The sequence below is a fragment of the Stenotrophomonas sp. 278 genome (genome assembly GCF_003935715.1).
Taxonomy (GTDB): Bacteria; Pseudomonadota; Gammaproteobacteria; order Xanthomonadales; family Xanthomonadaceae; genus Stenotrophomonas; species Stenotrophomonas maltophilia_AH.
Map to the genome: position 1 here is coordinate 1 of NZ_RHPP01000099.1, position 15943 is coordinate 15943.

18 protein-coding genes and 1 pseudogene are annotated in these 15943 nt (G+C 66.7%); 14 read left to right on the forward strand and 5 right to left on the reverse strand.

What is annotated here, in order from left to right; translation table 11 throughout:
- The 4 genes from EGJ34_RS15290 to EGJ34_RS15305 form a co-directional block, all read left to right on the forward strand.
- Nucleotides 1-746, forward strand: a 746-nt coding sequence (locus EGJ34_RS15290; protein WP_312023033.1) for a DNA polymerase III subunit gamma/tau C-terminal domain-containing protein, incomplete at its 5' end; no start/stop codon positions are given.
- A gap of 6 nt (nucleotides 747-752) precedes the next feature.
- On the forward strand, nucleotides 753-1073 hold the full coding sequence (locus EGJ34_RS15295) for a YbaB/EbfC family nucleoid-associated protein (RefSeq protein WP_125361322.1): 321 nt from the start codon (nucleotides 753-755) through the stop codon (nucleotides 1071-1073).
- A 2-nt stretch (nucleotides 1074-1075) separates the two neighbouring features.
- Nucleotides 1076-1672, forward strand: coding sequence for a recombination mediator RecR (gene recR / locus EGJ34_RS15300; RefSeq protein ID WP_125361324.1), 597 nt, complete (start codon nucleotides 1076-1078; stop codon nucleotides 1670-1672).
- 17 nt (nucleotides 1673-1689) lie between these two features.
- On the forward strand, nucleotides 1690-2049 hold the full coding sequence (locus tag EGJ34_RS15305; protein ID WP_125361326.1) for a histidine triad nucleotide-binding protein: 360 nt from the start codon (nucleotides 1690-1692) through the stop codon (nucleotides 2047-2049).
- Nucleotides 2050-2172: 123 nt separating this feature from the next.
- Here the strand turns inward: EGJ34_RS15305 and EGJ34_RS15310 are convergent, their stop codons facing one another.
- From EGJ34_RS15310 to EGJ34_RS15325, 4 genes are read right to left on the reverse strand one after another with little or no spacing between them, the layout of a single operon-like run.
- Nucleotides 2173-2697 carry a Slp family lipoprotein gene (locus tag EGJ34_RS15310; RefSeq protein WP_125361328.1) on the reverse strand — a complete coding sequence of 175 codons (525 nt, stop codon included), beginning with the start codon at nucleotides 2695-2697 and terminating at the stop codon, nucleotides 2173-2175.
- Nucleotides 2694-4643 carry a DUF3488 and transglutaminase-like domain-containing protein gene (locus EGJ34_RS15315; protein ID WP_125361330.1) on the reverse strand — a complete coding sequence of 650 codons (1950 nt, stop codon included), beginning with the start codon at nucleotides 4641-4643 and terminating at the stop codon, nucleotides 2694-2696. Before EGJ34_RS15315 ends, EGJ34_RS15310 begins: the two co-directional genes overlap by 4 nt.
- A complete protein-coding gene (locus tag EGJ34_RS15320) occupies nucleotides 4636-5586 on the reverse strand; it encodes a DUF58 domain-containing protein (RefSeq protein ID WP_125361332.1) in 951 nt (316 codons plus the stop codon). Before EGJ34_RS15320 ends, EGJ34_RS15315 begins: the two co-directional genes overlap by 8 nt.
- Before the next feature lies 1 nt (nucleotide 5587).
- Nucleotides 5588-6541, reverse strand: coding sequence for a MoxR family ATPase (locus EGJ34_RS15325; RefSeq protein WP_125361334.1), 954 nt, complete (start codon nucleotides 6539-6541; stop codon nucleotides 5588-5590).
- 40 nt (nucleotides 6542-6581) lie between these two features.
- Between EGJ34_RS15325 and EGJ34_RS15330 the strand changes: the two genes are divergently transcribed.
- Nucleotides 6582-8417, forward strand: coding sequence for a glycosyltransferase family 39 protein (locus tag EGJ34_RS15330; RefSeq protein ID WP_125361336.1), 1836 nt, complete (start codon nucleotides 6582-6584; stop codon nucleotides 8415-8417).
- A gap of 30 nt (nucleotides 8418-8447) precedes the next feature.
- Here the strand turns inward: EGJ34_RS15330 and EGJ34_RS15335 are convergent, their stop codons facing one another.
- The gene (locus tag EGJ34_RS15335) at nucleotides 8448-9020 is read right to left on the reverse strand and encodes a Maf family nucleotide pyrophosphatase (protein WP_125361338.1); all 573 of its coding nucleotides are present in this window, start codon (nucleotides 9018-9020) and stop codon (nucleotides 8448-8450) included.
- 124 nt (nucleotides 9021-9144) lie between these two features.
- On the opposite strand from EGJ34_RS15335, the gene EGJ34_RS15340 reads away from it, so the two are divergent.
- The 9 genes and pseudogenes from EGJ34_RS15340 to EGJ34_RS15380 all read left to right on the forward strand — a co-directional run.
- Nucleotides 9145-9654: a YceD family protein gene (locus tag EGJ34_RS15340; RefSeq protein WP_125361340.1), complete on the forward strand. Its 510-nt coding sequence runs from the start codon at nucleotides 9145-9147 to the stop codon at nucleotides 9652-9654.
- Between the two features lie 107 nt (nucleotides 9655-9761).
- Nucleotides 9762-9956: a 50S ribosomal protein L32 gene (gene rpmF / locus EGJ34_RS15345; RefSeq protein ID WP_125361342.1), complete on the forward strand. Its 195-nt coding sequence runs from the start codon at nucleotides 9762-9764 to the stop codon at nucleotides 9954-9956.
- A gap of 84 nt (nucleotides 9957-10040) precedes the next feature.
- Nucleotides 10041-11018 (forward strand): beta-ketoacyl-ACP synthase III, encoded by a 978-nt coding sequence (locus EGJ34_RS15350; RefSeq protein ID WP_125361344.1) that lies wholly within the window; start codon nucleotides 10041-10043, stop codon nucleotides 11016-11018.
- A 122-nt stretch (nucleotides 11019-11140) separates the two neighbouring features.
- Nucleotides 11141-11923, forward strand: a complete 783-nt coding sequence (locus EGJ34_RS15355; protein ID WP_125361346.1) for a serine/threonine protein phosphatase — start codon at nucleotides 11141-11143, stop codon at nucleotides 11921-11923.
- Nucleotides 11924-12006: 83 nt separating this feature from the next.
- Nucleotides 12007-12951, forward strand: a complete 945-nt coding sequence (gene fabD / locus EGJ34_RS15360; protein ID WP_125361348.1) for an ACP S-malonyltransferase — start codon at nucleotides 12007-12009, stop codon at nucleotides 12949-12951.
- A gap of 28 nt (nucleotides 12952-12979) precedes the next feature.
- A complete protein-coding gene (fabG, locus tag EGJ34_RS15365; RefSeq protein ID WP_125361350.1) occupies nucleotides 12980-13723 on the forward strand; it encodes a 3-oxoacyl-ACP reductase FabG in 744 nt (247 codons plus the stop codon).
- Between the two features lie 152 nt (nucleotides 13724-13875).
- The gene (acpP, locus tag EGJ34_RS15370; RefSeq protein WP_005415509.1) at nucleotides 13876-14115 is read left to right on the forward strand and encodes an acyl carrier protein; all 240 of its coding nucleotides are present in this window, start codon (nucleotides 13876-13878) and stop codon (nucleotides 14113-14115) included.
- Between the two features lie 106 nt (nucleotides 14116-14221).
- The gene (fabF, locus tag EGJ34_RS15375; RefSeq protein WP_125361352.1) at nucleotides 14222-15484 is read left to right on the forward strand and encodes a beta-ketoacyl-ACP synthase II; all 1263 of its coding nucleotides are present in this window, start codon (nucleotides 14222-14224) and stop codon (nucleotides 15482-15484) included.
- A 90-nt stretch (nucleotides 15485-15574) separates the two neighbouring features.
- Nucleotides 15575-15943 (forward strand): annotated as a pseudogene (locus EGJ34_RS15380) (aminodeoxychorismate synthase, component I); the annotation flags it as partial.

Sequence of the window (15943 nt, forward strand, 5' to 3'; positions counted from 1 at the left end):
CTACCGCTGTTGCGCCCCCCGCAGCCGCGCCCGCGCCGGTGGCTGCACCCGAACCGCCGAAAGCATCTGAACCGCCGGTCCAGGCCGCGCCGAAGCCGTCGTTGCCTGCTGAGCCGGCTCCGGCCAACGACCCGCCGCCGTGGGCGCAGGGTGAGGCAGGGGGTCGCGACGAAGCCATGGCCGCCGAAATGGCCGGTCCCGACGCAGCCATGGTGCCGCCGTGGGAAGAGCCGGCGCGCCCGGCGGCTCCGCCAGAGCGTCCGCAGGGCATCGCCATTGCGCCGGCACAGGTGCAGGTACCGCCTGCGATGGTGGCTGAACCCGCGTCCAGCGTGGCACAAGGCGACGGGGTGACCCTGGATTCGGCCGACACCTGGCTGCAGCTGGTCGCGCAGAGCGAACTCAACGGTCCGTCCCGTCAGCTGGCCGCGCACGCGGCCTTCATCAGTTTTCAACGCGGTGTCTTGAAACTGGCGGTATCGCCCGGATTTGAGTACCTGTGTTCAGACCGCTCGCTGGCGGCCCTGACCGACGCGCTGTCCGGTCCGCTGGGGATTGCCCCGCGGATCGAGATCGAGCACGGCGAGGCCGAAGCCGAAACGCTGCACCAGCGTTCGGACCGCCAGCGCGGCGAACGTCAGCAGGCGGCCGAAACCGCCTTCATGGCCGACCCCAACGTGCAGGTGCTGATCCAACAGCACGGCGCAAGGGTGGTGGCCGATTCCATCCGTCCCATTGAAGAGTAGAAAATCATGCGCGGCAACATCGCCCAACTGATGCAGCAGGCCCAGAAGATGCAGGAAAACCTGCAGAAGGCCCAGGAAGATCTCGCCAAGCTGGAAGTCACCGGCAGCGCCGGCGGCGGCATGGTCAACGTCACCCTGACGGGCACCAAGGAATGCCGCAAGGTGCGCATCGACCCGTCCATCCTCAGCGACGCGGAAATGCTGGAAGACCTGGTGGCTGCGGCCTTCAACGACGCCTCCAACAAGATCGATGCCGAGTCCAAGACCCGCATGGGTTCGGCCACGGCCGGCATGCAGCTGCCCCCGGGCATGAAGCTGCCGTTCTAACCGTGAGCCTGCCCCTGCTCGAACAGCTGATCGACGCCTTCCGCATTCTGCCGGGCGTCGGCCAGAAAACCGCCCAGCGCATGGCTTACCACGTGCTGGAGCGCGAGCGCGAAGGGGCGCAGAAGCTGGCCGAGGTGCTGGCAAAGGCGATCGAACGCATTGGCCACTGCACGCAGTGCCGCGACTTCAGTGAAACCGAGGTGTGTGCGGTCTGCGCCAACAGCAGCCGCGATCGCGCCCAGTTGTGCGTGGTGGAATCGCCGGCCGACCGCCTGGCCATTGAAAGTGCCACCGGTTTTCGCGGCGTGTACTACGTGCTGCAGGGCCGGCTCTCGCCGCTGGATGGCATTGGTCCGCGCGAACTGGGGCTGGATGCACTGGGCACCCGCTTGCAGCAGGGCGAGGTGCAGGAGCTGATCATCGCGACCAGCGCCACCGTGGAAGGCGAGGCGACCGCGCATTACCTGGCGCAACTGGCCCGGGCGAACAGCGTGCGTCCCAGTCGCCTGGCCCAGGGGCTGCCGCTCGGCGGCGAGCTGGAGTACGTTGATCGCGGCACGCTCTCGCACGCATTCGGTACCCGTACCGAGGCAACCTGATATCCCATTGGTGACCCATGACCCAGGAAACGCTGTTCTCCAAGATCATCCGCCGCGAAATTCCGGCCACCATCGTCTACGAAGACGACGAAGTGCTGGGCTTCAAGGACATCGCGCCGCAGGCTCCGGTGCATGTGTTGTTCATTCCAAAGAACCACATCATTCCGACCCTGGATGACCTGGGTGCCGACCAGGCGCACCTGATTGGCAAGCTGGCCCTGGCCGCCGCCGAATACGCGCGTCGCGAAGGCTTCGCGCAGGACGGCTACCGCATTGTCATGAACTGCCGTGAGGATGCCGGGCAGACCGTGTTCCACATCCACATGCACCTGCTGGCCGGCGCGCCGCTGGGGCATTTCGGCGCACCCGGGAAATGAGAAAAAAGAAACCGCCCGGAAGGGCGGTTTTTTTTTGTGCCGACCAACGGTCGGCACCTGCCGGCATCGCGGTCCAGGGTAGGTACCCACCGTTGGTGGGTACACGACGCGCCGCGATGCGTGTTACCACCAACCCCAACCGCGGTAACCCCAGCCCGGACCCCAGCCCGGACCCCACGGCCCGTAGGGGTAGACCGGCACCACGTCCACCTGGCGCTGTTCCGGCCACAGGTAGATGACGTCGGCTTCCAGCTTCGGCAGCTTGTAGTCGTAATCGCCGATGCGGGTGTTCTCGTAACCGGCGATCTTGCCGATGAAGGTCACGTCGCGGCCCGCCTCGAACACGGCCGGGTCGTAGAAGCCGGCGCGGCAGGCGACGAAGCGGCCGTCGCTGGCGTCGTTGCTGGTGGTGTTCGGGCGGCCCGTGCCGTTGAGCGGACGCGAGAGCAGCTGGAAGCAGGTCTGGCCCTGGCCCGGCGTGGTTTCAATGATGCGGCCGCCCCAGCGCACCGGTGTACCCACCTGCTGGGTGGCAACCGAATCGCGCGGGCTGACCATGCTGAAGGTGCCCTGCAGCGGTTTCGGCGCGGTGGCGCAGGCAGACAGCGCCAGCGAGGCGGCAAGGGGAAGCAGAAGCTTGGTGTTCATGAGGATGCTCCGGTGGACGGACGATGCCGCTGCAGGTCACGCACAAGTGATGGGTCGAGCGTAGTGCCAGCGTAGCGCGCCTGGACGAAACGCTGGCTGAGCGAAACAAGCGCCGGATCGGGGCGCTGCTGGTGGACGCGCTGCGCCCAGTCCGTGGCGGTTTCGGCCGGTTCCCGGGCCAGGCCATGCCGCGCGTAACGCCGGCCCACGCGGTGCCATGCCCGCAGCAGCGGATCGCGTTCGCGTTCGCCGCGGGCCAGCACCCACGCCATCCACCCTAGCGCAGCACCTGCGAAGGCCATGAAAATGGCCACCAGCTGCGCGGGCTCCAGTTTGTCGATGCCCAGCGGGCGCAGCAGCTGCTGCTGGCGGGTGGCGTCAAAGCTCAGCACCAGGTCGTTCCAGCCGCGGCGCAGGTAGTCGGCCATCTGACCCAGTTGGGCCCAGCGGCCCTCCAGGGTCACGCCGGCATCGCCGGCGTTCAGCCGGTCCTCGAGGGTGTCGTAGATGCGCTCCGGGGCCACGGCTGCGGTTGGGTCCACGCGCACCCATCCGCGTTCCGGCAGCCACACTTCGGCCCAGGCGTGGGCATCCATGCGCCGGACCACCCAGTAGTCACCGTAGGGATTGCGCTGGCCACCGGCAAAACCGGTTACCACGCGCGCGGGAATCCCGGCGTTGCGCATCAGCACCACGAACGATGAACTGAAGTGCTGGCAGAAGCCGGCCTGCTGGTCGAACAGAAATTCGTCCACCGCGTTGCGTCCGGGGGCCGGCGTGGACAGCGTGTAGGCGAAACGCGAGCGGATCCACTCCAGTGCACGGTTGACGATGGCGGCATCGTTGGAGCCGGCGTCGCGGCGCCACTGGCGTGCCAGGGCGGCGGCACGCGGGTTGAGGTCCGGTGGCACCGACAGCAGGCGTCGGCGCTGCCAGTCGTTGAGCGGCTGTACATAGCGTTCGGCCGGCGAAGACTGCATCCGCCAGCGGGTCAGTGCGGCCAGTGGAACGTCACTGCGCAGGCTGTAGTCGGCATCGAGCCGGGTACCGGTCGGGGCCTGCAGCGGCAGGTCCAGCGCCACCAGCTGGCGGCGGTCGGTCGGCTCATAGTCGATCTGGTAATCCCAGCGCGTCGTGCCGTGGGTTACCTGCGGCGGAGGAGCCTGGTCGGCATAGCGGTCCTGTACCCACACCTTGCCGTCGAAATGGGTCAGCACCGGGCCGCGCCAGTAGCGCTGTTCCGGAGCCGGGACCTCGCCCAGGAAGCTCACCCGCAACGCCGGCGCGTCATCCGCCATCAGGTCCAGCCACTGGCTTGGTTCCATCCGGTCGGACAGGCCGGGTTTGCCTACGGCACGTTCGGGCAGGCCCCACAGCGGCTCGCTCAGGCGCGGGAACAGCCAGAAGGAAATCAGCGCCAGCGGCAGACCCAGTGCGACCAGCCGGCCCACCCCGCGCAGCTGGCCACCCAGCGCGGGGCTGGGTGCCTCGCCTTCGGCCTGGGCCAGGCGCTGCAGGGTGATCAGCGCGGTCACCGCCGCCAGCACTGCCAGCACCATCGTGGTGGGGCCCTGATCCAGCAGGAATGCCGAGAACGGGGCGAACAGCGCAAAGCCGAGCAGGCTGCGCGCATCGCGCAGCGTGCGCAGTTCACTGGATTTGAGCGCCAGCATGGCGGTCAGCAGGGCACAGCCGGTATCGCGTCCCGGACGTGCTCCCATCTGCCAGTAGATGGCCGCCAGCATGCCCAGCACCAGCAGCAGCCGCACCGGTCCCGGCAGCACACGCTGCCCGGACAGCAGGGCGGTGAGAACCGCCACGACAGCAAACACCACGCTCAGCAGCGGGGGCAGCAACAGCAGCAGCGGCAGCAGTGAAAGTGCTGCGCTGAGCAGGGTCCAGCGCCGGGCGTCGGCGGTGAGAATGAAGGAAGCGCGCTCAGTCATGGGGCATCAGCGCCAGTGCGCGTTGGCAGAGGTGGTGATGGCTGCTGCCCTGGCCCGGCCCCAGTACCGGCTGGCCGGGCAGCTTCAGGGTGTAGCGACGGCCGTCGCGCTCGGCCAGGTCGACCCAGCGCGCCAAGCGCGCAATGCGGGCTTCGGTGGACAGTGATTTCAGCTGCCACCAGTCCAGCATCACATCCACCCCGACCGGCTTTTCATACTCGCGCACCAGCAGCGTGTCGCGCCGCGCCGAATGCTTCCAGGCAATGCTGCGCTGGGGGTCGCCGGGGCGGTAGGGACGCAGCTGGTGCAGCTCGTCGCCACTGGCGTGCACGCGGGTGTGCAGCGGGTCGCCGGCACCTTCGGGCAGCGCCGGGGCCTGCAGCTCCGGTGCGGCGTACACCAGCAGTGGCGTATCCGGCCATACCCATGCCCAGGCACGCACCAGCCCCAGTGGCTGGGTGGTGGAAATTCGGATGCGCTCCAGGTCCAGCCAGCCGCGCTGCCGGGTGGGAAGTTCCAGATCCAATTCGACCTGGTCGCTGTCCACCAGATGCCCATAGGCCACCGCTTCGCCGTGCTGCAGCTGCAGGCCGCGGCGCAGACGGGTGTCCTGGCGGGAAAGGCTCAGGCGCAGGCGCAGCAGATGGCCGGCGACGACCGGCTCGGCTGACACCGCGTCCACGCGCAGCCCGGAAAGCTGCAGGTGCGCGGCAAACGTGCTGGCCACCGCAACGGTAGCCAGCAGCAGCGCCAGCAGCAGCGCGGGATTGTTGTTGTAGTTCAGCGCGCCCAGCAGCATGGCCATCAGCAGCACCGCCACGAACAGCCCGAAACGGGTGGGCAGCACGTAGATGCGGCGGCGATGCAGCCGCTGCGGCAAGGTTTCCTGCCGTCGTGGCCGTGCCAGCTTCTGGATGATGCGGTCTCCCCAGCCGCGTCGCATGTCAGTCCACCGGTACCGTCTGCAGGATGCCGCGCGCCAGGGCAGGCCCGTTGCCGGCTTCGGCTTCCGGTACCAGCCGGTGCCCGGCCACCGCCACGAACAGGGTCTGCACGTCTTCGGGCACCACGTGGCTGCGGCCCAGCAACAGTGCGTGGGCCTTGGCCGCACGCAGCAGCGCCAGGCCCGCGCGCGGCGAAAGCCCGACGCGTACGCCGGTGTGCTGGCGGCTGCGCGCCAGCAGGGCCTGCACATAGGTAATGAGTGCTTCGCTGGCGTGTACCTGGCCCACGGCTTCGCGCAGCGTGCGCACCTGCGCTTCGGTGAGTGCGGCCGTGGTCTGTGCGATCAGGTGGCGTCGGTCCGTGCCGCGCAGCAGTTCGCGTTCCGATTCGGGATTGGGGTAGCCGAGCGCCAGGCGCAGCAGGAACCGGTCCAGCTGCGAATCGGGCAGCGGGAAGGTGCCGGATAGATCGACCGGGTTCTGCGTGGCAATCACGAAGAACGGGTCGGGCAGCGCGTGGGTTACGCCATCCAGGGTCACCTGCTGTTCGGCCATGGCCTCCAGCAGGGCGCTCTGCGTGCGCGGCGGCGCACGGTTGATTTCATCGGCCAGCAGCACGTTGGTGAACACCGGGCCGGGGTGGAACTGGAACTGGCGGCTGGCGGCTTCGTACACCGAAACGCCAAGCACGTCCGCAGGCAACAGGTCCGAAGTGAACTGCACGCGCTGGAAACCGAGTCCCAGGCTCGAGGCCATGGCGTGGGCGAGGGTGGTCTTGCCCAGGCCGGGCAGATCCTCGATCAGCAGGTGGCCACCCGACAGCAGCGCCACGAAGGCCAGTCGCACCTCATGGGATTTTCCCAGCACCAGGCTGTTGACCTGGTCCTGGGCGTTGCGAAGAGCCTGTCGCACTACATCGGTTAGCATGGCGGGCACGTGGGGCGAAGATTCCATGTTCGTCTCGTGTCGTCGATCATCTTGATTCTATAGGCCAATGCAGGGCGAACAACGCGCACGCACCATCTTTTTGTCGTTGTGGACGCTGATCACCGCGGTAAAACTGGTGATTGCAGCGCGTCTGCCCTTGTTCGTGGACGAAGCGTTCTACTGGCAGGAAGGTCAGCATCTGGCCATGGCCTACTCGGACCTGCCCGGATTGACCGCCTGGCTGACCCGTCTGGGCGTCGAACTCGGCGGCGCGCATGTGCTGGCGGTGCGGCTTCCGTTCCTGGCGATCGGTGCGGCGCTGCCGTGGATGGTGTCGCGCATTGCCACGCGCTGGTTCGGTGCGGTGGCCGGCTGGCAGGCCGGCAGTCTCACCTTGCTGATGCCGCTGTCTGCCACCCTGGGCATGCTGGCGGTGCCCGATGTGCCGATGGCACTGGCCGCAGTGCTGTGTCTGGATGCCGGCGCACGCCTGCTGCGCGCCGTTGATGCCGCCGCGGCGATGAAGCTTGCACTCGGGCTGATGATCGGCGCGCTCAGTCATTACCGTTTCATCGGTGTGATCGGGGTCGGTTTGATTGCCCTGCTGATCCTGCCCCAGGGACGGCGCATGCTGCGTGATCCGCGTGTGTGGGTGGCGTTGGCAATGGGGGTGCTGGCGTGGCTGCCCCTGGTGGCCTGGAATGCCGACAATCACGACGCTGGCCTGAAGTTCCAGATGGTGGACCGCCATCCCTGGAACTTCCAATGGAGCGGGCTGTGGTTCCTGGTGATCCAGCCGGTGCTGGTCACGCCCATTCTGTGCGTGGCGATGTGGAAGGTCGCCCTGGCGGGCACCCGCTCCGGCGGAGGTGCCCGCGCGCAATGGCGCTACTTCGGCCTGGTGGGCGCGGTGTCGACCGTGGCGATCTTCGTGCTGGGTTTTTTCACCGACGTGGAGCGGATCAGCTTCCACTGGCCGCTGCCAGGCTACCTGGCACTGCTGGTGGCGGTGCCGGTCGTGCTCAACGGATGGCCGCGCTGGCTCCGCCGTACCGGCTGGTGGCTGTCCGGGGCCGGTCTGACCCTGGCGTTCGGCTATTACCTGATGGCGTCGACGCCGGCGCTGCGCGAGCAGCTGGCGGGCGACAAGTATTACCCACGCAACTTTGCCGGCTGGCGGCCGCTGGCTGACGAAGTGCGCGATGAACTTCGACAGATGCCGGAAGGCACGCGTGTGCTGGCCGGCAACTTCAAGGTCGGGGCCGAGCTCGGCTTCCAGCTGCGCGACCCGCGCATCACCGTGCTGCCGCATCCGCTCAACGACAAACATGGTCGTACCGCACAGCTGGCCGAGTGGGGTCTGCTGCATGATGGCGAGCGCCGTGGCCCGATGCTGTTGGTGCTGTCGCCCAGTGACCAGCGTTACCGCGAGCTGCTGGAGCGGTATCACCAGGTCTGCGAACAGGTGGGGCCGTTGCCGCCGCCGCGCGTGGTCAGCCAGGACCATGGTTACCAGCGTTTCCTGTTATTCCGGCTGCCGGCTGAGCGTGCTGAAGGCGCCTGCGTGACTCCGGCGATGGCCTGGATCGACACCCCGCAGTTCGGTGCCGACGTGAGCGGCGAGCTGGAAGTGCGTGGCTGGGCCTTCAAGGACGGCGTCGGGCTGTCGCGGGTCGAGCTGCTGGTCGATGGCCAGCCGGCAGGGCAGGTGAGCTATGGCCGCCCGTATGACATCACCGGGTTCTGGAAGATATCCAACGACCCGCAGCATCCGAACGTGGGCTTCGATGCGCGCGTGGATACCCAGGGACTGCCCCCCGGAACGCACTGGCTGGGGCTGCGCCTGCACGGCAACGACGGCAGCGTCGAAACCTGGCAGGAGCAGGCCTTCACCGTGCGCTGACACACCGCCTGGGCCGGCATCGTCCGTACACTACGGCAACCGATATCCCGCTTCGCGCAGCAACCGCGTCACCGCAATCAATGGCAGGCCGATCAGCGCGGTCGGATCACGGTTCTCGATCGCCTCGAACAGGGTGATCCCCAGCCCCTCGCACTTGAAGCTGCCGGCGCAGTCCAGCGGCATCTCAGCGGCCACGTAGCGCGCGATCTCATCGCCCTGCAAGACGCGGAACCGCACCGCTGTCACATCGCAGGCCTCCAGCACCCGGCCGTCGCACTGCAGGCTCACCGCCGCGTGGAAGGCGACCGCCTGACCGGACATCGCCGCGAGCTGGGCGTGTGCCGCTTCCACTGTGCCGGGCTTGCCCAGCGGGGCTCCGTTCAGCTCGGCCACCTGGTCCGAGCCGATCACCCAGCGGCCTGGATGGCGCGCCGCCACCTCGGCGGCCTTGGCCCGGGCCAGGCGTACCGCCAGGTCAGCCGGGCGTTCGCCGGGGGCAGGGGTCTCGTCCACGTCCGGGCGGGCGGTTTCCAGGGGCAGGCGCAGACGTTCCAGCAGCTCGCGGCGGTAGGAGGAGGTCGAGGCAAGCAGCAGCGCATTCATGCGACAATGGTACCCGACCGGTAGCGCACGACCGTTGGTCGTGCGGCCTTTCCGCGGCCTTCCCTCGGGCCCGCAACACGGGTATTTGACAACCGCCATCGCGGTCCTTAACATTCAGCGGCTTATGTCCGCGAACGTGCCCGAATTGCTGGATGCCTGGCGGATGGTCGCAGCGCGCAGGCGCTTCGAAGGCCAGGTCAACCTGGCTGACCTGACCCGCCTGCAAGGCCTTGTTGCCGATACCGAAGGAACGTGCACCTATGCACTGGAATTCGGACGCGACGAGATCGTGCGGGTATCCTATGTGGAACTGACCATTACCACCGAGCTGCCGCTGATCTGTCAGCGCAGCATGCAGCGATTCCTGTTGCCGGTGCATGTGGTGCAGCGTCTCGGCCTGGTCCGCGACGAAGCTGAAGAAGCTGCGTTGCCGGAAGAGTACGAAGCGCTGCTGGTGCCCGAGGATGGCGAGCTGCGCCCGCTGGACGTGGTCGAGGACGAACTGGTCCTGGCTGTCCCGGTGGTGCCGTTGTCGCCCGATGGTGAAGCGGTTGACCGTGACTGGGCACCGACCGAAGAAGAAACAAGCAAGGCCAACCCGTTTGCGGCGTTGGCGGCGTTGAAGAAACAATAGCAGCCGGTTGTCGTCGGCGGCTGCGGCGAAAGCGAAGACTGTGCTGGGCGCTGGCGTCCTGTGCGACGAAACGACGAAGCAAAACGAACCGAGTTTGGAGCAATCCCATGGCTGTGCAGAAATCCCGTGTTACCCCGTCCCGCCGCGGCCAGCGCCGTTCGCATGACGCCCTGAGCGCCAAGCAGCTGTCGACCGACCCGACCACCGGCGAAGTGCATCTGCGTCACCACATCACCGCTGACGGTTTCTACCGTGGCAAGAAGGTGATCACCACCAAGACCTCGGCGGTCGAAGAAGATTGATGTGTGTAAAGGCCGCTGCCCGGTCGGGCGGCGGCCTTTGCCCTTTCTTCCAGGCCGCGTTGCGGCCGCGTTTCAGGAATTGCAATGAGCAAGCGGATCTACTCGAGGATCGCGGGCACTGGTAGTTATTTGCCCGAAAAAGTGCTGACCAACCAGGATCTGGAGAAATTGGTCGACACCAGCGATGAGTGGATCCAGACGCGCACCGGTATTCGCGAACGGCACATTGCCGCTGAAGGCGAAACCACCAGTGACCTCGGCTACCACGCCGCGGTGCGTGCGTTGGAGGCTGCCGGTATCGAGGCCTCGCAGCTCGACATGATCGTGGTGGGAACCACCACCCCCGATCTTATTTTTCCCTCCACCGCGTGCCTGATCCAGGCCAAGCTCGGTGCGAGCGGTTGCCCCGCCTTCGACGTGAATGCCGCCTGTTCGGGCTTTGTGTTCGCGCTGAGCGTGGCTGACAAATTCATCCGTTCCGGTGACGCCCGCCATGTGCTGGTGATCGGTGCGGAAACTCTTACCCGCATCGTTGACTGGAACGACCGCACCACCTGCGTGCTGTTCGGTGACGGCGCGGGCGCGGTGGTGCTGAAGGCCGATGAGGACACCGGCATTCTCAGCACCCATCTGCACTCCGATGGCAGCAAGAAGGAACTGCTGTGGAACCCGGTCGGCGTGTCCGCCGGTTTCGGCGACGCCGAGAATGCACGCGGCGCGATCCTGATGAAGGGCAACGACGTGTTCAAGTACGCCGTGAAGGCGTTGGACTCGGTCGTGGACGAAACCCTGGACGCCAACGGCCTGGACAAGAGCGATCTTGACTGGCTGATTCCGCACCAGGCCAACCTGCGCATCATCGAAGCCACTGCCAAGCGCCTGGACATGTCCATGGACCAGGTCGTGGTCACCGTGGACAAGCACGGCAATACCTCCTCGGCCTCGGTGCCGCTGGCCCTGGACGCCGCCGTGCGCTCCGGTCGCGTGGAGCGCGGGCAGCTGCTGCTGCTGGAAGCCTTCGGTGGTGGCTTCACGTGGGGTTCGGCTCTGCTGCGTTATTAATGCGTTAAGGGCGGTGTGTCGACCGACGGTCCACACCTACCGGCACCGGTAGCGCTCGACCGTTGGTCGTGCGCCTCTCAATTCGGCCCCGCAAGGGGCCGTCTGCATTCTGGAGACATCGCATGGTCGAGCCCATTGTCATTGAAGGGCAGCGCGCCTGGCTGAAGCAGTACAGCGAGGGCAGCCGCGCCGTCGCGCTGGGCCTGCTGCGCTTCATCGCCAACCGCTTCCAGCTGGATGCGCTGCGTCCGCCGCCGCACCGGGGCGGTGACGCCGCCCGCGAAACCGAAGCCCGCCGCCTGGCCGAACTGCTGGCCCAGGGCGTCAACGTGCCCCACGTGATCGGCAGCGGTCACGCCGCGCTGGTGCTGGGTGACAACGGCAGTTCGTTCAACACCTGCCTGCGCCAGGCCGACGATGCCGGACGCGACGTGCTGGTGGCCGCCGCCATGCACGCCATCGCCAGCGCCCACCGCGCCGGAGCTTATTTCGGCCAGCCCTTGCCGCGCAACCTGACCTGGGACGGGCAGAGCATCGGCTTCATCGACTTCGAGGAAGACCCGCTGGAAGTGATGGACCTGGCACAGGCCCAGGCGCGGGACTGGCTGATGTTCGGCTACGGCGTGGCCAAGTACTACGAACACCGCCCCGAGCGCCTGCAGGAGCTGATGGCGCAGGCCATGGACGGGGTCGACACGCCGGTGCTGGCGCACGCCCACGCCGTTTCAGGCCGACTGCAGCGGCTGGCTCGCTACAGCCTGAAAATGGGCCGCTCGGCCCGCGCGCTGGCCCACGCCATCCTGATCGTGCACGGGGCGACCACGCTGGGCATGGTGATGCTGCTGGCCATCTGCGTGGACTTCTTCGCCGACGGCGAACTGGACGTCCTGCAGCTGTTTGTGTGAAACCCCACATACGCGCCAGTACAGACGAAGGCGGCTAAACCCCCTTATCATTCGCCGTTCGATTTTTGCAGGCGGACCCCCGCGTGACCGATTCCACTCTAGCTTTCGTGTTCCCCGGCCAGGGCTCCCAGTCGCTGGGCATGCTGGCCGAGCTCTCCGAACTGCACCCGCAGGTTCGTGAAGCCTTCACCGAAGCCTCTGACGGTGCCGGCGTGGACCTCTGGGCCCTGTCCCAGGGTGGCCCGGAAGAAATGCTCAACCGCACCGAACACACCCAGCCCGCGCTGCTGGCCGCCAGCATCGGCGTGTGGCGCGCGTGGCAGGCGGTCGGTGGTGCCCAGCCGGCCGTGCTGGCGGGTCACAGCCTCGGTGAATACACCGCCCTGGTGGCTGCTGGCGCGCTGACCCTGCGCGACGGTGCCCATCTGGTGCGTCTGCGTGGCCAGCTGATGCAGGACGCGGCCCCGGCCGGCGTCGGTGCCATGGCCGCCGTGCTCGGTGCCGAAGACGCCCTGGTGCTGGACGTCTGTGAACAGGCCGCCGGCAGCCAGGTCGTGGTCCCCGCCAACTACAACTCGCCCGGCCAGATCGTGATCGGCGGCGACGCTGCCGCGGTTGACCGCGCGCTCGCGCTGCTGGCCGAGAAGGGCGTGCGCAAGGCGGTCAAGCTGGCCGTCAGCGTGCCCTCGCACACCCCGCTGATGCGCGAAGCCGCCAACCGCCTGGCCGAAACCATGGCCGGCCTGCAGTGGCGGGCCCCGTCGCTGCCGGTGGTGCAGAACGTGGACGCGCGCGTGCACGACGGCGTGGACGCCATCCGCCAGGCCCTGGTACAGCAGCTGTACCAGCCGGTGCAGTGGACCGGTTGCGTGCAGGCGCTGGCCGCCCGTGGCGTGACCCGGGTGGCCGAGTGCGGCCCCGGCAAGGTGCTCACTGGATTGATCAAGCGCATCGACAAGGGCCTGGACGCGCGTACCCTGTCCACGCCTGCCGACTTTGAAGCCGCCCGCGAATCCTGGGCCGCCTGAGCTCCACGTCATTCAAGGAAACAGATTCATGAGCAAGCCCCTGCAGGGTGAAATCGCACTGGTCACCGGTGCCAGCCGTGGCATCGGTGCTGCAATTGCCGACACGCTGGCCGCCCAGGGCGCCACGGTCATCGGCACCGCCACCACCGAATCCGGTGCCGCCGCCATTGGCGAGCGCCTGGCTGCGCTGGGCGGCCACGGCCGTGCGCTGAATGTCACCGACGCCGCTGCGCTGGACGCCGTGCTCGACGCCATCACCAAGGAGTTCGGCCCGATCTCCATCCTCGTCAACAATGCCGGCATCACCCGCGACAACCTGCTGATGCGCATGAAGGAAGAGGACTGGCAGGCGATTCTCGACACCAACCTGACCAGCGTGTACCGCACCTCCAAGGCGGTGATGCGCGGCATGATGAAGGCACGCAAGGGCCGCATCATCAACATCGCCTCGGTCATCGGGGTCACCGGCAACGCCGGGCAGGCCAATTACGCCGCCGCCAAGGCCGGCATCATTGCCTTCTCCAAGTCGCTGGCCAAGGAAATCGGTTCGCGCAACATCACCGTCAATGTGGTCGCCCCCGGCTTCATCGACACCGACATGACCAAGGCCCTGCCGGAAGAGCAGCGCACCGGTCTGGTCAAAAGCATCGCGCTGGAACGCCTCGGCGAGCCGGCTGATATCGCCAACGCGGTGGCGTTCCTGGCCGGCCCTTCGGCCAGCTACATCACCGGCGAAACCCTCCATGTGAACGGCGGCATGTACATGCCGTAAGCATGTGGCGCACGGAATGCGCCGCAAGTGGTTGATCCATTTGGCCTTTTGCAAGAATGCATGGGGCCGGTGGTTTCCACTACACTATCCCACGGCCATCACAACCCGATGGCAATACTTTTGAACCACTACTCCATCTGGAGCGATATCCAATGAGCACCATCGAAGAACGCGTCAAGAAAATCGTCGTCGAACAGCTTGGCGTCAAGGAAGAAGAAGTCACCAACAGCGCATCGTTCGTCGATGACCTGGGCGCAGACTCGCTGGACACCGTCGAGCTGGTGATGGCGCTGGAAGAAGAATTCGAGTGCGAGATCCCGGACGAAGAAGCCGAAAAGATCAGCACCGTGCAGGCGGCTATCGACTACATCAAGGCGCACGTCAAGGCCTGATGTCAGCCGGCTGAAGCGCGTGTGTGGTTTCCCACCACGCGCAACGGCACCCCCATGGGGCCGCACTTGCGGCCCTGTGTATTTGTAAGCGTCAGGAGAATCTGAAATGAAGCGTCGCGTCGTCGTTACCGGCATGGGCATGGTCTCGCCGTTGGGCAATGATCTGGCCACCAGTTGGAAGGGCATCACCGAAGGCCGCTCCGGCATCGGTCCGCTGACCAACGTTTCAGACGCCTACCTGGAGCGTTTCACCACCAAGATTGCAGGTGAGGTCAAAGGCTTTGACATCACCGCCGACAACGAACAGTTCGGCAAGTTCCGGGTCAGTGGCAAAGATGCCAAGAAGATGGACCCGTTCATTCATTACGGCCTGGGCGCTTCGTTCATGGCCCTGCACGATTCCGGCCTGGAAATCACCGACGCCAATGCCGAGCGCATCGGTGCGATCGTCGGTGCCGGCATCGGCGGCCTGCTCGGCATTGAAGAGCAGACCATCGAATTCCACGAGGGCAAGAAAATCTCGCCCTTCTATGTGCCCAAGACCATCATCAACATGCTGCCGGGCCAGCTGAGCATCATCACCGGTCTGAAGGGTCCGTCCTTCTCGGCCGTGTCCGCCTGCGCCACCTCCAATCATTCCATCGGCACTGCCATGCGCATGATCCAGTACGGCGACGCGGACGTGATGGTGGTCGGCGGTGCCGAGCGTGGCTCCTCGCCGACCGCCCTGGGCGGCTTCTGCGCGATGAAGGCCATGTCCACCCGCAACGACGCGCCCGAACAGGCCTCGCGCCCGTGGGACAAGGACCGTGACGGCTTCGTACTGGGCGACGGTGCCGGCATCCTGATCCTGGAAGAGTACGAACACGCCAAGGCACGTGGCGCGAAGATCTACTGCGAGCTTGCCGGCTTCGGTGCCAGCTCCGACGCTTACCACATGACCGCTCCCAGCGAGAACGGCGAAGGTGCCGCGCGCTGCATGACCATGGCCCTGAAGGACGCCGGTGTCACCCCGGACCAGGTCGGTTACCTCAACGCACATGGCACCTCCACGCCGCTGGGCGACCTGGGTGAAACCATGGCCATGAAGACCGCCTTCGGCGACCACGCCTACAAGATGATGGTCAGCTCGACCAAGAGCATGACCGGCCACCTGCTCGGCGCGGCCGGCGGCGTGGAAGCCATCTTCTCGGTGCTGGCGATCCGCGACAACATCATCCCGCCGACCATCAACCTGGAACAGCCGGGCGAAGGCTGCGACCTCGACTACGTGCCCAACGTCGCCCGCGAAGCCACCGTCGACGTGGTCATGTCGAACGGCTTCGGATTCGGCGGCACCAACGGCACGCTGGTGTTCAAGCGCGTCTGAGGTTTTCCGCGTAACGTGTATCACCACACCCGGGCCGCCTTTTTGGGCGGCCTTGGTGCATCTGGCTTTCGCGCACCCTTGGTCCTTCCCATGTTCCAGACCCGCCCGCTACCCGCCACCACCGACCTCCCATCCCTGCAACGCGTGGCCCCGCACCGCTACCCGCTGCTGATGGAATCCACCGCCTCCGGCACCGCCCAGGGCCGCTGGGACCTGCTGCTGATGGCCAGCGGCCCGACGCTCGCCCTGCACAACGACGGCGTGGTCCGCGACGAAACCGGTACCGTCCACGAAGGCACCTTCCTGCAGGTGCTCGACGCCCACTGGCAGGCCGCCCGCCTGCCGCGCGAAGAAACCGGCCTTCCGTTCCGCGGCGGCTGGGCGCTGATGCTCGACTACGAGCTCGCCGGCCAGATTGAAACCGTGCTGGCGTTGCCAACCCGCGCCGACGGCCTGCCG

Bases quoted from the DNA above. Each gene is read 5' to 3' on its own strand.
- EGJ34_RS15310 (WP_125361328.1), bottom strand. From the start codon at position 2,697: ATGAACACCAAGCTTCTGCTTCCCCTTGCCGCCTCGCTGGCGCTGTCT.
- EGJ34_RS15295 (WP_125361322.1), top strand. From the start codon at position 753: ATGCGCGGCAACATCGCCCAACTGATGCAGCAGGCCCAGAAGATGCAG.
- acpP (WP_005415509.1), top strand. From the start codon at position 13,876: ATGAGCACCATCGAAGAACGCGTCAAGAAAATCGTCGTCGAACAGCTT.
- rpmF (WP_125361342.1), top strand. From the start codon at position 9,762: ATGGCTGTGCAGAAATCCCGTGTTACCCCGTCCCGCCGCGGCCAGCGC.
- EGJ34_RS15315 (WP_125361330.1), bottom strand. From the start codon at position 4,643: ATGACTGAGCGCGCTTCCTTCATTCTCACCGCCGACGCCCGGCGCTGG.
- EGJ34_RS15330 (WP_125361336.1), top strand. From the start codon at position 6,582: ATGCAGGGCGAACAACGCGCACGCACCATCTTTTTGTCGTTGTGGACG.
- EGJ34_RS15355 (WP_125361346.1), top strand. From the start codon at position 11,141: ATGGTCGAGCCCATTGTCATTGAAGGGCAGCGCGCCTGGCTGAAGCAG.
- EGJ34_RS15340 (WP_125361340.1), top strand. From the start codon at position 9,145: ATGTCCGCGAACGTGCCCGAATTGCTGGATGCCTGGCGGATGGTCGCA.
- EGJ34_RS15325 (WP_125361334.1), bottom strand. From the start codon at position 6,541: ATGGAATCTTCGCCCCACGTGCCCGCCATGCTAACCGATGTAGTGCGA.
- fabG (WP_125361350.1), top strand. From the start codon at position 12,980: ATGAGCAAGCCCCTGCAGGGTGAAATCGCACTGGTCACCGGTGCCAGC.
- EGJ34_RS15350 (WP_125361344.1), top strand. From the start codon at position 10,041: ATGAGCAAGCGGATCTACTCGAGGATCGCGGGCACTGGTAGTTATTTG.
- EGJ34_RS15335 (WP_125361338.1), bottom strand. From the start codon at position 9,020: ATGAATGCGCTGCTGCTTGCCTCGACCTCCTCCTACCGCCGCGAGCTG.
- EGJ34_RS15305 (WP_125361326.1), top strand. From the start codon at position 1,690: ATGACCCAGGAAACGCTGTTCTCCAAGATCATCCGCCGCGAAATTCCG.
- fabF (WP_125361352.1), top strand. From the start codon at position 14,222: ATGAAGCGTCGCGTCGTCGTTACCGGCATGGGCATGGTCTCGCCGTTG.
- EGJ34_RS15320 (WP_125361332.1), bottom strand. From the start codon at position 5,586: ATGCGACGCGGCTGGGGAGACCGCATCATCCAGAAGCTGGCACGGCCA.